At 52.1% G+C, this 14606-nt stretch carries 10 protein-coding genes; 6 read left to right on the top strand and 4 right to left on the bottom strand.

Features of this window, described 5'->3' with window-relative positions; genetic code table 11:
* Positions 1-4 precede the first annotated feature (4 nt).
* Positions 5-4540: a non-ribosomal peptide synthetase gene (locus IRJ17_RS17790; protein ID WP_242771306.1), complete on the bottom strand. Its 4536-nt coding sequence runs from the start codon at positions 4538-4540 to the stop codon at positions 5-7.
* A 405-nt stretch (positions 4541-4945) separates the two neighbouring features.
* Positions 4946-6139 carry a macrolide family glycosyltransferase gene (locus IRJ17_RS17785; RefSeq protein ID WP_242771304.1) on the bottom strand — a complete coding sequence of 398 codons (1194 nt, stop codon included), beginning with the start codon at positions 6137-6139 and terminating at the stop codon, positions 4946-4948.
* A gap of 154 nt (positions 6140-6293) precedes the next feature.
* On the opposite strand from IRJ17_RS17785, the gene IRJ17_RS17780 reads away from it, so the two are divergent.
* From IRJ17_RS17780 to IRJ17_RS17760, 5 genes are all read left to right on the top strand, one after another.
* Complete coding sequence (locus IRJ17_RS17780) at positions 6294-7034, top strand: GntR family transcriptional regulator (RefSeq protein ID WP_242771302.1); 741 nt, start codon at positions 6294-6296, stop codon at positions 7032-7034.
* Positions 7035-7169: 135 nt separating this feature from the next.
* Positions 7170-8138, top strand: a complete 969-nt coding sequence (locus tag IRJ17_RS17775; RefSeq protein WP_173598181.1) for an SIS domain-containing protein — start codon at positions 7170-7172, stop codon at positions 8136-8138.
* A 114-nt stretch (positions 8139-8252) separates the two neighbouring features.
* Positions 8253-9575 carry an ABC transporter substrate-binding protein gene (locus IRJ17_RS17770; RefSeq protein ID WP_242771300.1) on the top strand — a complete coding sequence of 441 codons (1323 nt, stop codon included), beginning with the start codon at positions 8253-8255 and terminating at the stop codon, positions 9573-9575.
* Between the two features lie 79 nt (positions 9576-9654).
* Positions 9655-10530 (top strand): carbohydrate ABC transporter permease, encoded by an 876-nt coding sequence (locus tag IRJ17_RS17765; RefSeq protein WP_122966448.1) that lies wholly within the window; start codon positions 9655-9657, stop codon positions 10528-10530.
* Between the two features lie 5 nt (positions 10531-10535).
* Positions 10536-11435, top strand: coding sequence for a carbohydrate ABC transporter permease (locus IRJ17_RS17760; protein ID WP_371736970.1), 900 nt, complete (start codon positions 10536-10538; stop codon positions 11433-11435).
* Positions 11436-11476: 41 nt separating this feature from the next.
* On the opposite strand, the gene IRJ17_RS17755 is transcribed toward IRJ17_RS17760, so the two are convergent.
* A complete protein-coding gene (locus IRJ17_RS17755) occupies positions 11477-12298 on the bottom strand; it encodes a PfkB family carbohydrate kinase (RefSeq protein ID WP_242771297.1) in 822 nt (273 codons plus the stop codon).
* Positions 12299-12454: 156 nt separating this feature from the next.
* Between IRJ17_RS17755 and IRJ17_RS17750 the strand changes: the two genes are divergently transcribed.
* Complete coding sequence (locus IRJ17_RS17750; RefSeq protein ID WP_173598180.1) at positions 12455-13135, top strand: S-layer homology domain-containing protein; 681 nt, start codon at positions 12455-12457, stop codon at positions 13133-13135.
* Positions 13136-13232: 97 nt separating this feature from the next.
* On the opposite strand, the gene IRJ17_RS17745 is transcribed toward IRJ17_RS17750, so the two are convergent.
* Positions 13233-14561, bottom strand: a complete 1329-nt coding sequence (locus IRJ17_RS17745) for an MFS transporter (protein ID WP_242771295.1) — start codon at positions 14559-14561, stop codon at positions 13233-13235.
* Positions 14562-14606: the final 45 nt, after the last annotated feature.

The raw sequence follows: 14606 nt of genomic DNA, 5'->3' as shown, positions 1-14606 counted from the left end.
GCCGTCAAATGAACAAATTGTCCAACTCTTCTTGCGTAAGCTCTACCGTGTCAAAATCAGAAGGGGTAAACTCCTTCGCTCCGTGCTGGCTGCCATGCAGAATGATCTCGCCCAGATGGCGCTGGAAGTTGCCCAAAAAGCGCTGCATGCTGCTTTCCGTAAACTTGTTCCGGCTAAAGGCAAGCCGTATTTGCAACTGACCATCCAGAACAAAGCAGTTCACATCGATCAGGCAAGTGAGCGGGTTGTCCGGGCTGGTGTTTTGCTGAAAAGCGCCGCCGAGCAGTTTCACGTAGCCGCCGTCAAACGTTTGGGCAAACTCGCCCAAGTAATTAAACCTGACCGTCTGGGGGGCGTAGTCCGGGACAGTCTTTGCCAAATAGCGCAAAATGCCGTAACCGATTCCGTTGTTTGGTACGTTTCTTCGCGTCTCCTTGACATGCTTGATCTGCTCGGACAAAGCTCCGTCTGTGAGCGAGAGGCCAAACGGGTAGAGACTCGTGAACCATCCGACCGTTCTGCCGATATCCAGCTTTTCCGCAAGCTGTTCTCGCCCATGCCCCTCCGTCTCGATTACGATATCCGTCTGCCCTGTATGTTCGCGAATCGCGATGAATAAAGCCGTCAACAGCAGATCGACAGGCTCCGTATTGTAGGAAGCATTGGCTTCGGTCAAAAGTGCCAGCGTTTCCTGCTTGCCCAGCTCGGCAGAAAGGGTGCAGCTGGCAGCCACACTGTCTGCGCCGCCATCGTGATCAGTCGGAAACGGCACAAACTTTTGCAAGACCGCTTCCCAGTACGCTTTTTCTTTTTCTTTTTCTTTTTCTGCCCCCGCCTCTCCCTCGCCTCGCCAGTAGCCAGCCAAAGACTCTGCCCATTTTTGATAGGAATGCGTCTTCAAAGGAAGTTCCACCGCTTGTCCGAGACAAATTTGCTTGAGCAGCGCGTTCAAATCCTCCAGGATGATTCGCCAGGAGACGCCATCTACTAGCAGATGATGGGCAGACAGCAGCAAATGGCGCGTGCTTCCGAGATGAATCAGGCAAGCTTTCAGCAAAAGGTCGCGGGACAAGTCTGTGCGCTCCGCCAGTTCATGCGCCACCTGCTCTAGCCTGTCATAGCGCTCGGAATGAGCAATGTCCGTAAACTCGCGCTGTTCGATTGGATACGGGGCCAGCAAGTGGTCATTGTTGTAGAACAAATCGCCGTGAGCAGCTCTGACGTTCATGCGCAAGCTGTCGTGGTGCTCCACAAGCTTGAACAGCGCTCGTTCCAGCATTTCTACCGTAACGGCCGGGCTGATTTCCACGAAAACAGTCTGATGATAATGCTGCGGGCTGGGGAATGACCGGGCAAAAAACCAGGCAACGATCGGCGTAGGCAAAATGCTGCCCTCCGCCAGCCCTTGCTCGACAACAGTCAGCTGAACTTCTTCGACAAGCATGGCCATCTCCTCCATGATGGGGGTGGACAGCATCTCCTTGACCTTGATCTGGTAGCCTTTCGCACTCAGCCTGGAAGCGATCTGAATAGCTTTGATCGAGTCTCCGCCCATATGGTAAAAGTTGTGCTTGCGACCGATCTGCCGGACGCCAAGAACTTCTTCCACCGTCTGAATGAACTGCTTTTCTTTTTCGCTCGAATAAGCGTCATATTCGATATGTTCCGCGCTTGGCAACTCGATCTCAGCCAAGGAGCGCGTGTCGACCTTGCCGTTGGCTGTGAGCGGGATTTCTTTTACCTCGATGAAATGATGCGGGACAAGGTAATCCGGCAGTTGCCGTGCCAAATGCTGTTTCAGCTCAAAACTGGCGATCTCGCCCGCCGCGACGTAATAGGCGCACAGCATCACGGTTTGCTGCTTGTCTTCCCTGTCGAGGACAACCGCCTTTTTTACAAGCGGGTGCTGGAGCAACTGGTTTTCGATTTCGCCCAATTCAACCCGGTAGCCTCTGATCTTGACTTGCTGGTCGCCCCTGCCCAAATACTCCAGCTTGCCATCCGGCAAAAACCTGCCAAGGTCTCCCGTCTTGTACATCCGCTCGCCAGGAACGAACGGGTCGTCGATAAATTTCTCTCTGGTCAGCTCCTCATTGCGGAAGTACCCTCTCGCCACTCCGTCGCCCGCAATATACATTTCCCCGACAGCGTAGGTCGGGACAGGAGCCAACTGTTTGTCCAGTACGTATATGCGGACATTGTCGGCCGGCTTCCCGATGGGCACAGCGGCTCTTGTGTCCGTCACGGGATCAAAAGCGTGAATCATGCACCCGACCACCGTCTCGGTTGGGCCGTACTCGTTGAGAATCTCGATGTTTCCTCCGAAGCTGTCATAGACGCTTTTGGCAAGGCTGACCTTCAGATTTTCACCGCCTACGATGAACCTTTTCACCGAGCTATTCCGATTGTCACGATCTGTTAACAAAGATAAATGCGATGGCGTAAGCTTGACGATTGTCGCTTTGTTCTCACGCAAAATGCGGAACAGCACATACTCGTCTTCTGTGTGGCTGTAGACCATGATCGTGCCGCCGCTAATCAGCGGAGTAAACACGGAGGTAATCGTCAGGTCGAACGCCAAAGACGAATAGAGCGGGAACACCTCGTCATCCTGCTTGACATACATCTTTTTCGCCCAGCAAATGTAATTGACCAGCCCGCGGTGTTCCACCATCGTGCCCTTCGGCCTGCCCGTAGAACCGGATGTATAAATCATGTACACCATATCCGCAGGCGCGCTTTCAGCCTGCAAGTTAGTGGATGCATACGCTGTGCAGTCGACGTCCGGCAGGCGGATGATCTGTCCAGTGAAGCCCCACTCGTCCGCCGGGTCCACATTCGTCAGCAAAAGCTGGGTGCCGGAGTTTTGCAGCAAATAGCGAGTTCGCTCGGCTGGATTGTCAGGATCGATCGGCATGAAGGCGCCGCCCGCTTTTCCGACGGCAATCAGCCCGATCACGGTTTCCAAAGAGTGCGTGGTCAACAAGCCTACGATCGTTTCTCGCCCAACCCCTTGTTCTTTTAAATATCTGGCAAGCTGGTTGGCTTTCTCGTTCAATTGCTGGTAGGTCAAAAACTTTTCGCCATATTGGACGGCGAGCTTGTCCGGCGTTTTTGCTGCCTGCGCTTCAAAAAGCTGATAGATCGTTTGGCCGCGCGGATAAAAGGCATCTGTCCGGTTGTACTCCACTACCAGTTTTTGCTGCTCTTCCTCGGAGAAAAGCGTAAGCTGCTTGATCGGCTCGTCGGGCCGGGCCACGATTTTCCGGGTCAAAGCGGTCAGACGAGCAAACAAATCCTCGATCTGCTCTTCCGCGTAGTCGCTCGTTTTGTAGTCAAAACTGATGCTGATGCGACCGGAGTCCGACCATTCCTTGATGACGAGCTGCATCGAATAAATTTGGTGCCCGCTGTAAAACTCGACATTCTCGACCGCGCAGCCGTCCCAATCCGTCTGGAGCGCTGTGTTGTAGTAATTGATACACACATCAAACAGCTGATGGTAGCCTCTTTTTTTCAGCTCCACGTCCTGAATCAGCAAGTCATACGGATAGCGCTGATGGAAAAAGCAATCCAAAAGCTCCCTGTTGACCCGAGCCACCATGTCCGCGACAGAACAGCGATCGTCGATGGTAAAACGAAACGGCATCGTGCTGGTAAACATGCCAAACATGCTCTTTTGCTGCTTCCCGGATCGATTGAGCACCGGCGTGCCAATCACGAGATCCTCGCGCCCGGTAAACTTGTGTACATACAGCAAGTACAGCGCCACAAAAATGGTATTCAGCGACCAGTTGTTTGCTTTTGCCCACTCTTTTACTTGGTTGGAAAGCTCGGCGCTCCATTCATGCGTGATGCGGTTTCCCGGCAATGTGTCTGAGCTTTTTTCCACATACGCGTCAGGAAGATCGCGGAATTTCTCGTTCCAAAACGTCCGGTTTTTCCAGAAGCGCTCCGACGAAAGATAGTCGCGCTCGTGGTCGATGTAAGCCAGGTAGCTCGGAGCAGACTGATGGTCAGAGACTTCCTCTCCGCGCACAAGCTTGCCGTAATGTTCTCGAATATGCTCGGTCATAATGTTGATCGACCAGCCATCGGCGATCATGTGATGCAACTTGACCAGGTAGCCATGCTCTTCGTCCGAGATGCGAAACAGGGCAAAATAAAAAAGCCTCTCGTTTTCGATGACGAACGGCTTTCTCGCTTCCGCTTGCACCCAATCGGCAAAATCTTTTCGCGGCTCTTTGCCTGTTGAGAAATCGATATAGTCCAGTGGGAACGGGGCAAACGGACTCACGTATTGCTGCGGCTCTCCGCTGCGGTTCAAAACTCGCAGCCGCAAAGCTTCATGTTTTTCCATAAGCAGATGAATCGCTTTTTCAAGCGCGGGCATCTGTACAGTGCCTTTTATCATTACGGTTCCGCCAATGTTGTGCAAAGGAGTGTCAGGATAAATCTGCTCGATTGACCAGATTCTTTTTTGCGGATGAGTCAGTGGATAGTACGTGATTTGCTCCATGTCTGGCGATTCCTCCATCATCTTTGAAACTTCTTTCGCTTTTGAATGTGAATGGCAAACATACCAAAAACGGCAATGCTTCGCCCTTTCATGTATCGATCTGCCGATACACTCCACTGCGCTGCATTGCCGTATGACCCCTTCATTCCTCTAAAGTGCCTAAGCTTCAATAGATTCACTCAGGTTGCTGTGCTATTAGATTCAAACGGGGCTTTTTCGAACGAATACTTCCCTGACTTCTCATGATCGCATGTTTGCTAACGTCCGTAATTCCTTTAGAAAAATTTTAATCCATCCGCCAGTCAATTTCAATCTTTTTCCACTTTTTTATAGAAATGACAAACTTGTGACGAGAAAATGTCGTGGCAATCTCTCAGGCGTCCATTGCGATACAAGCTCTGGTCGTCTGTGAGTTCCTTCCAACCGCTACCGACCTCTCCACTGCAAAATCTCATCCACCGCTTGCCGATAACCGCCTGCTCGTTGAAACGATTCGCTGACCGTTGCAGCAGCTTTGCGGAAGGACGGCTGCTCCAGCACCTGCTCGGCGGCTTCGCGCAGTTCGCTTGCGGTCAAGTTTTGCATGTCCAAAGCAAGCCCTGCCCCCAGCTTGGCAACTTGTCCGGCAATGACGGGCTGATCCGCGCCTTGCGGGAGAACAACGAGCGGCACCCCGTAGTAAAGCCCCTCGCTCGCACTGTTCATCCCGCCATGCGTAATAAACAGTTTGGCATGCTGGAGCACATCGAGCTGGGGAACATAGCTTTTCACCAAGAAGTTTTCAGGGATGTCTCCCAGATCAGCAAGCTGGACTTTGTTCCCGATCGACATGACAACAGTATGCTCCGTATTGCCGAATGCCTGAAAGCAAAGCTGATAAAAGTCAATCGAATGATTCACGATGGTGCCCAATGAGATGTAAATCGGACGCTTCTCTTTGATTTGCGCTAGATCGAAGCGATCTTGCGAGTAGCGCGGAGCGATCGATGGGCCGACAAATTTGTATGTATGGTCGAACGCTTCTGCAAAAGGTTGAAACTCCCTTGATGTATAAACAATGCTCAATGGTGCCGGGTTGCAAAACACTTCGTAAGGCGAATGAATCTCTACACCGTACTTTTCCTGCACGCTGGCTGTCAGGCGTTGAAATTCTGCTTCGCTCGCTTCCCTCAACTCTAGAGGCATTTCGCGCGAAAGCTGCTCCAGCGTCTCCTCGAAAGAAGCTTTCGTCTGGGCAAAAGAAGTACAAGAGCTAATCGCCGGAAGCTGGAACATCTCGGCAAGCAATCGGCCGCAGCCAAACATGGAGTCGTGAATGATATATTCAAACTGCTCGCCTTTTATCTGCTCCAAAACGCTCGGGATGACGATATCCGCTGTGTGCAAAAGTCCGTTGACTCTCTGCAGCAAATAATTTCTGCCCCCTGAGATGAACGCCTGGATGAATTTTTGTCCGTCAAAAGTTCGTACCGTAGCGCCCGCCTGCTCCAAGCGCTCCCGATAAGCTTCAATCGCAACGTACACGACCTCTTCCCCGCGCGAAACAAGCTCTTGGACCACGCCGACTGTCGGGTTGACATGTCCTTCCGAGCCGCCGTTAACGAATAAGACACGAGCCATATGTACCAGTCCTCTCCACCAACAATTATGTTTATCATAGCGTCCCGTCAAGCGTAATGCCAGTGAAGCGCCTTTTTGCGAAAATGCTTGCATGACCGAAATATGATATATTATTATAAGACGATTTAAAATTTTTTGATCGGAGACAAAAGCGATGAAATTAAATAACGCGAGTCACAAGCCGCTCTACCTCCAACTCAAGGAAGTCATCAAAGAAGATATCAATCGTGGTGTATACAAGTCAGGTCAGCAGCTCCCGCCGGAAGGAGAACTGTGCGAAATGTACGGGGTGAGCCGGATTACGACCCGCCGAGCCATCACGGAGCTGGTCGAGGCTGGCATTTTGCAGCGCCAGCAAGGAAAAGGCACCTTCGTCACGGCTACCAAATTGAAGCGTGAGCTGATCGCAGTCAACGGCTTTTCCGAGTTTCTCACCCAAACCGGGCAGTTGCCGCAGCCGCAAATTATTTCAACCGCGCTGATCGAGGCGGACAAAGCGATCGCGTCCCCTTTGCAAATAGCCGTTGGAACACCGATCCTGCAATTGAAGCGGCTGCACTACGTCAACGACGCCCCGCTTGTTTGGGAAACCGTCTACTATCCGCTGACGCGCTTCCCCCAACTGGAAAAGTATATTGCCGAGTCGATTTCGACGTATCAGGTGCTGAAAAAATACTACCAGGTCGAGCCTGCCTCCAACCTGAAAACGCTGAATGTGATCATGGCGACCCAGGAAGAAGCCGAACTGCTGCGCTGTTCCATCGGCACGCCGCTCTACCAGATCGACAAGGTAGCTTACGATAACACAGGCAGTCCCTTCCACTCTTCCAGCTCGCTGATCCCGACCGATCGCGTCACGTTTACCATCAATACCGGGCAAAACCGCAGCCAATGACACTGGACGAAGCATCCAGTGTTTTTGTTGTGGACGGCTTCTTGGTAAATTTTTCGAAAAATCAGTTGATTGTCTGTTTATAAGATGTTATATATTGTTATATAACCAATCCATTCATTTCAAGGAGGTCTTCTCATGTTACATCCTCACGTTCAGCAAGCTTTGGATGCAATCAGCTCCCGTCCGATCGAAAACGTCTTTCTCGTCGCTTGCGGCGGATCATCGGCCTTGATGTATCCAAGCAAATACTGGCTCGACCGCGAAGCGAAAACGATCTACTCGGACTTGTACAGTTCCAATGAATTTATTCACCGCAACCCCGCCACGCTCGGCGCGAAGTCGCTCGTCATCTTGTGCTCCCACTCCGGCAATACGCCTGAGACGGCCGAAGCAGCCAAATTTGCCCGCAGCAAAGGCGCCCTCACCGTTTCCTTGACCCACGAACCGTCCTCCCCATTGGCCGAAGCATCGGAGCACGTCATCACGTACAGCTATGGCCCGGACGCGCCCGCTTTTGAAACCAACTACTCGATCATGTATCAACTCGTGACAGGACTGCTCTACGTCAAAGAAGAAAACGCCAAATTCCACCGCTTCATCCAGTCCCTGCAAAGCTTGCAAACCGTGTATGATCGGGCGAAAAGTCAGTTTATGGACCGGGCAAAAGCGTTCGGAGAAGCCAACAAGGACGAAAACATCATCTACACCATCGCCAGCGGAGCCAATTTCGGCGTAGCCTACTCCTTCGCGATCTGCATCCTGATGGAAATGCAGTGGATTCACTCGCATGCGATCCACGCCGGAGAATATTTCCATGGTCCGTTCGAAATTCTCGACAAAAACGTGCCCGTCATTCAACTGCTTGGGCTGGACGAGACTCGCCCGCTGGAAGAGCGCGTGCAGACGTTCAATCAGCAGTACGGCGAAAAGCTGATCACATTGGATGCCAAAGAGTTCGACCTGTCCGAAATCGCCGACGATCTGCGCGGCTATATCGCTCCGCTCGTATTGAATTACGTTTTGCGCCAGTTTGCCAATGAACTCGCAGATGCCCGCAACCACCCGCTTTCGACCAGACGTTACATGTGGAAAGTCGCTTACTAAGACGCGGAGAACATTTGTTGTTTGACAATTCTTAATTTTATATCATAATATAATGTCATAATATGATATAAAATTTTCCTGCACGATTCCTACAAGATAAAAGGGGGCAATGTCTTGAAAAGGATACTTCGGTTCGCCACTGGTCTTTTGCTTATTTTCTCGCTCGCAACTGGCTGCTCGACTGCTGATACGCCCAAGCAAGCTTCTGCAGACCCTGGCGGAAATCAAGTCTCCCCCGCTGCGGATCAGCAGGTCACCTTGCGTTTTTTCCACCGCTGGCCCAGAGACCCTGACAAAACCTACTTCGAACAAGTCGTCAAAGCGTTTGAACAGGAAAATCCGAACATCAAGATTGAAACAGAGGCGGTGCTAAACGACGCCTACAAGGAAAAAATCAGCGTCCTGCTCGGCACGGACAATCCCCCTGACATTTACTTTTCGTGGAGCGGCGAATACGCTTACAAGTTTGTGCGAGGCGGCAAAGCGCTCGATTTGACCGGCTACGCCCAGGAAGACAAAGCCTGGCATGATCAGCTGATGGAATCCCAGCTCGTGCCGTTTACGCTGGACAACAAGCTGTACGGCGTGCCACTCACGATCGACGGCAAAACGTTTTTCTACAACAAAGACATTTTCGCCAAGCTGAATCTCGCCGTCCCAACCACCTGGTCAGAGTTCCTCTCCACCCTGCAAACGCTAAAGGACAACGGCTATACTCCGATCACCTTCGGCAACAAGGCGCCATGGGCTTCTTCCCACTACATCGGCACGCTGAACCAGCGCATGGTCGATGAAAGCACGCGGGAAAAAGACTACAACCGCGCCACCGGAACGTTTGAAGATCCAGGCTATGTAGAAGCGCTGAAAAAAATGCAGGAGCTAATCCCCTATTTCAACAAAGATGTCAACGGCCTGGATCATGAGTTTGCCAGACAAATGTTCATCGACCAGAAAGCGGCGATTTTTTACGCCGAGACCGCAGAAGTGCGGCTGGTAGAACCGAAGACGAAGTTTCCATGGGGATTCCTCGACTTCCCGGCGATCGAAGGCGGCAAAGGCAATCCGAAATTTTTGACAGGCGCTCCCGAGGGCTTCATGATTTCGGCCACCACGAAGCATCCAAAAGAAGCCGTGAAGTTCCTGCAATTTTTGACCTCGAAAGCGCAAGCCGAAAAATTCGTCAAGGATGTCGGCAAGTATAGCGCCGTCAAAGGGGCTGTCAACGCAAATACCGCCACTCCGCTCGGCATCGAGGCTGTAGAGCGCGTGAACGCAGCAGAAGGCTTGGCTTTGTGGCTCGATACCGATCTCGATATCAAAATTGTCGACGCCTATCTCGCAGGCACGCAGCAAATGCTCAACGGAGAAAAATCGCCGGAGGAAATCATGCAAGATGTTCGCAAGGCAGCGCAGCAGGTGCGGGAACAGTCCAAGTAACAAGGTAAGCGCCCAAAAAGCACGGCAGTGGAGTCCCGAGCGGCTCCACTGTCTCTTCATACACTTAGGGGGGAACGATATGCTCCAGCGAAAATATGCGGGTTACTTGTATGTCCTTCCAGGCTTTTTGTTGATCCTCCTTTTTATTTACTTCCCGATTGTGCAAAACATCCAGTTCAGCTTGTTTGAATGGAGCGCTTTCTCCGCAGACAAAACGTTCGTCGGACTGGCCCAATACGCGAAGCTGTTTCACGACCCGATCTTTTACCAGGCGCTTGTGAACAACATCTACTACGCCGTCATTTCTCTCATCTTCCAAGTTTTTGGCGGGCTTGTCCTGGCGGCTGTTCTGGAAGACAAAGTGTTTCGCAAAATCTCCCCGCTCTTTCGCACGATTTACTTCACGCCTGTCATCATCTCGATCACCGTCATCGCTCTGCTGTTTGACTTCATCTACCATCCGCAAGTCGGCTTGCTGAACGGCTTTTTGTCCGCCATCGGACTGGAGAGCTGGACACGGGCGTGGGTTGGAGATTCTGCGACAGCCATCTTTGCGGCGATTGCCGTCTCCCAGTGGCAAAGCATCGGCTACATCATGATGCTGTTCATCGTCGCGATCCAGAAAATCCCGCAAGAGCTGTACGAAGCCGCCGAAATCGACGGCGCAAGCAAAATCCGGATGTTTTTTCACGTCACGGTTCCGCAAGTGCGGGAGATGACGTTTGTTACCTCCACGATTACGCTGGCTGGCGCCTTTACCGTTTTCAATGAAGTCTACATACTCACGGGCGGTGGTCCCGGTCACGCTTCCGAGGTGCTCGGCACCTACTTGTACCAGTCCGCCTTCGTTCACGACCAGATGGGCTACGCGTCGACGATCGCCAATGTCATTTTGGCTATCACACTGTTGATTTCACTCGTGCAAATGAAGCTATCCAAGACTGGAGAGGAGTAATCGACATGCAGCAAAATATGGAAACGGTTTCACAGCAAAACGCAGCTCCCCTCCTGCCGACAGCGAAGAAACAGCGCAGCAGACGAGGCTTGACATGGGGCAGTTCCAGCCTTTTGGTCATTTTGCTGCTGTACTTCGTCGCCATCGCCTACCCGTTGTTCTGGATGGTGATGAACTCGCTCAAGGAATCTTCCGAGATTTTCAGCGACAGCTGGGCGCTTCCGACACAATGGCTGTTCGAAAATTACGTGACAGCCTGGGAGCAAGGGATTTCCGCCTACTTTTTAAACAGCGTCATCGTCACCAGCCTGACTTGCTTTTTGACCGTGCTGTTAAGCGCTCTCGGGGCGTATGGCCTAACCCGCTTTTCGTTTCGCGGCAAGCGGCTCGTGCTGATTTTGATTCTCGGCGGATTGATGCTCTCTCCGCAAGTCAGCCTGATCCCCCTTTACAAACTGATCCAGAGTCTCGGGCTGTTCAACACGTACTGGGCTTTGATCATCCCGTACGTCGCCTACCGGCTTCCTTTTACCGTGCTGTTGATCCGCGCGCACTTCCTGACGATCCCGAAAGAAATCGAGGAAGCGGCTTACATGGATGGCTGTAGCAGCTTCAGCGTGTTCACCCGCATTTTTTTGCCGCTCAGCACCCCGATCCTGCTGACGTCTGCGCTGTTGACGGCTTACTTTTCCTGGAACGAGTTTTTGTTTTCCATCATCTTCATTGACGATAACAAGCTGAAGACGATCCCTTCCGGCTTGATGGCGTTCCGGGACATGCTGCAAACCGATTGGGGCGTGCTGCTCGCTGGCTTGACCATCTCTGCGCTGCCGATCATCCTGCTCTTTTTGTTCATGCAAAAATACTTCGTCAGGGGCCTGACGAGCGGGGGCATAAAAGGATAAAAGAAGCTAGAAGATGTCTCTAGCTTCTTTTTTTTGACCGATTAACCAACTTTGGGAACGCCGTATCCGAAAGCGCCGTAATGTCCGCACGTCTGGGCCGCCGCTACTGACGCCTGCCTCAGCGCCGCTTGCATGTCGCCGTCTGGATGGTACTTCATTAAAAACATGGCGATAAACGAGTCTCCCGCACCCAACGTGTCTACGACCTCGGTCGGAACAATTTCTTGGCGGTACAGCTTGCCTGCTTCGGAAAAAATCGCTCCTTGCGCGCCGCGCGTCACCCCGACGACTTTTGTTCCCAGACGATGCACTTGCTGGATGAGCTGGTGGCACTCGTCTTCTGTCAGGTCGCTCCCCGAGAAAAAGCCGTAGTCGACATAAGGGCATACTCGCTCCAAATAGGCAGGCGTCCAACGCGTCGAAAAGTCGAAGGAAATGCGGATCGCTTTGTGCAATTCGGGCAACTCGTGCTCCAGATTGCTGTAAATGCTCGTGTGCAGCAGCTCATGCCTGGCTATGTACGCCTTGTCGTCATCGGTCAGCCTTAGCCCCATGTACGCTTGCACACCGCCTTTGTTGGAACCGACGAACACGCGATCACCGTCGGCGTTGAGGGAAACGATCGCTTCTCCATTCGGGCCGACTGCTTGACGCAAGCGGGAAATATCGATCTTTTCCAAAAGCAGAGTCTGTCTGACATGATCAGCCGCCTGGTCGTTGCCGATGATGCCAATGTACGAGGACACATCTGCCTGATACCGTTTGCCCAGCACCGCTACGTTCAGCGCATTTCCCCCGGGAAAAATTTCGCCGCGGTCTTTGTAGTAATCCACCACATTATCGCCAATCGCAATCAGTTTCATCACGTTTCCCCCTGTTAGTTAATCAGTACGTCTTATAACATTATATAATAAACAGAAAAGGCAGTCTATTTATTCTGCAAAATGACTCCGTGAAACATTCGCGAAAAACCGTCGTCCTACAGGTGTAGCTTTTCAAAAACAGCCGAGGTGATAATCATGAAAGCCACTCGCAAACTGCTCGCCTTTTCTACTTTTGCCTTACTGACACTGTCTATGACCCAACAAGGCTTTGCCGCCTCCGCTCCGTTTACCGATTTGCAAAATGTAGCGGCTAAAGATAAAATCATGGCGTTGCAACAACAAGGAATTTTACGGGGCGTGGACGATCATCGCTTTATGCCGGATGCGACGATTACGGCTGCCCAAGGCATCCAGTTGATCGTCAGTGCGTTCCGTCTCAACATCGACAACATTCGCTTTATCAAAGAGCCGAAAGCAACCGACTATTTTGCCAAGGCCGATAACGATGCCTGGTACTCCAACGTGTTGATCATCGCCGCAAACAACGGACTCGATCTGCCAGCCGACCTTGAACCGGAGCAGATTTGGACGAAAGAACAGTTTATTCATCAGCTCATGCTGGCGATGGAAACACACTACGATTTGCCGATGATCAAAATCGCTCCCCGCGACTTCGCCGATCTGGAGCAACTGAACCCAAGCTACCAGGGCACGATTCAGCGGGCGCTCGTTCTCGGAATCGCCAAGCTGGATGACGGGCAAAAAATGCACCCGCGCGATGCGATTACGCGCCAAGAAGCAGCGGAAATCATCTACAATGCGCTGGAGTACGTCAAAGCACATCCAGGGCCAGCCGAAAGCACGCCAGCCAAATAAGCCAAGCAAAAGCCGCTCCTTCGCAGGAAAAGAGCGGCTTTTTTGTTGCGGTTGTGAAGCATCTGCGTCTGCAATCGCTATCGCGCCAGTAAGCCTGTCAATGAGACTGCTGTTGTACTGCCGCAGGTTTCGCCACTAACAGGAAATGCAAGCAAATCACGACGGCCATGCCGAGAAAAATCAGGCTGTAGTTGCCCGTTTTCTCAAAAAGCCTGCTCGCTGCCGCCGGGCCAAAGGCCATCCCGACGAAGTTCAGCAAGTTGTAAAAGCCTAGCCCTACGCCGATTTTGCTTGGCAGCAATGTTCGCGGAACGAGATTGTTCAGCGAAACTTGAATCGCGGAGTAGCTCATCATGGTCAGCAGTAACAAGATCGTGACGACGATAATATCTGGCCGCGGAATCACCCCCATCGCGAGGAAGCCTGTCATCATCATCACGGTCGCCGCGAAAATGATTTTTCCCCCTCCGACTCGCGGCAGCAGCTTTCCGCTGGCAAAGCTGGACAAAACGCCCGAAATGCCCCCGAGGAACAACAGCAAACCGACAACAAACGGCGAAAGCTTGTGCACATGGATCAAATAGAGCGGCGCAAGGAACATGTTGGCCATCGCGCCGACATTCATCAAAAAGCCGATTCCGATCAATCGCAAGTAAGCCTGGTTGGCAAACAAGTCGCGTTCCACGAATGGCGCAGAAGTCCTGGGCAGCCACCATTTGAAGCCAAAAGCGAACGCGAGCGCCAAAAGAAAGAACAGTCCGTTCAGATTGACCGCAAACAAAACAGCCACGATGACGCCAAATAACAGTGCCGCTCCGGCAAAATCAAACGGAAGCGACGCTGGCGACTGCTGCTGCTCCTCTTTTGGCATGAACTTGATCAAAAGAGCGATGGCAACGATAGCGATGACCATGAGCAAAAACAAGTACCGCCATCCCAGCGTGTGCGTAACGGCTCCCCCTACCAACGGGCCGATCCCCGCCGCCAGCGCAATCGTCGCACTGAACATCGCCAAAGCGCCAGGCCGCTTCTCCGGCTGCAAAAATCTCGCTACCGAGATCATCGACAAGGAAATAAACGCGGAGCCGCCGCTTGCCTGAATGATCCGCCCGATGATGACCGCTGCAAAGGAAGAAAAACCAAAACCGATCAGCGAGCCGGCAAGAAACAAGACGAGAGCGAAGATCAGCAGGCTTTTGACGCGAAAGCGATCCGCCAGTTTGCCATACGTAATCGAACCGATCGCGACCATCATCGAGTATCCGACCACAATCCAGCTGACCTGCGACGGACCGATTGACAATTCTCCGGAAATATCCGCGAGTGCGACATTAAACAGGACGGCATTGATCACGGCCAGCATGATCACAAAGCATAAGGTCAAAACGAGCCAAGTCGAATACAAGCTTTTCTTTTGTTCAAGCATCATGGACACCCCAAAGATTTTATAGTATTAAAACTTTCGAACTAA

It is taken from the genome of Brevibacillus parabrevis (genome assembly GCF_022701015.1).
GTDB lineage: Bacteria > Bacillota > Bacilli > Brevibacillales > Brevibacillaceae > Brevibacillus > Brevibacillus parabrevis.
The sequence above is the reverse complement of the archived record's forward strand: the minus strand, read 5'-3'. Positions and strand labels throughout refer to the sequence as shown.

Bases quoted from the DNA above. Each gene is read 5' to 3' on its own strand.
- IRJ17_RS17775 (WP_173598181.1), top strand. From the start codon at position 7,170: ATGTTACATCCTCACGTTCAGCAAGCTTTGGATGCAATCAGCTCCCGT.
- IRJ17_RS17755 (WP_242771297.1), bottom strand. From the start codon at position 12,298: ATGAAACTGATTGCGATTGGCGATAATGTGGTGGATTACTACAAAGAC.
- IRJ17_RS17790 (WP_242771306.1), bottom strand. From the start codon at position 4,540: ATGATGGAGGAATCGCCAGACATGGAGCAAATCACGTACTATCCACTG.
- IRJ17_RS17785 (WP_242771304.1), bottom strand. From the start codon at position 6,139: ATGGCTCGTGTCTTATTCGTTAACGGCGGCTCGGAAGGACATGTCAAC.
- IRJ17_RS17780 (WP_242771302.1), top strand. From the start codon at position 6,294: ATGAAATTAAATAACGCGAGTCACAAGCCGCTCTACCTCCAACTCAAG.
- IRJ17_RS17750 (WP_173598180.1), top strand. From the start codon at position 12,455: ATGAAAGCCACTCGCAAACTGCTCGCCTTTTCTACTTTTGCCTTACTG.
- IRJ17_RS17760 (WP_371736970.1), top strand. From the start codon at position 10,536: ATGCAGCAAAATATGGAAACGGTTTCACAGCAAAACGCAGCTCCCCTC.
- IRJ17_RS17745 (WP_242771295.1), bottom strand. From the start codon at position 14,561: ATGCTTGAACAAAAGAAAAGCTTGTATTCGACTTGGCTCGTTTTGACC.
- IRJ17_RS17765 (WP_122966448.1), top strand. From the start codon at position 9,655: ATGCTCCAGCGAAAATATGCGGGTTACTTGTATGTCCTTCCAGGCTTT.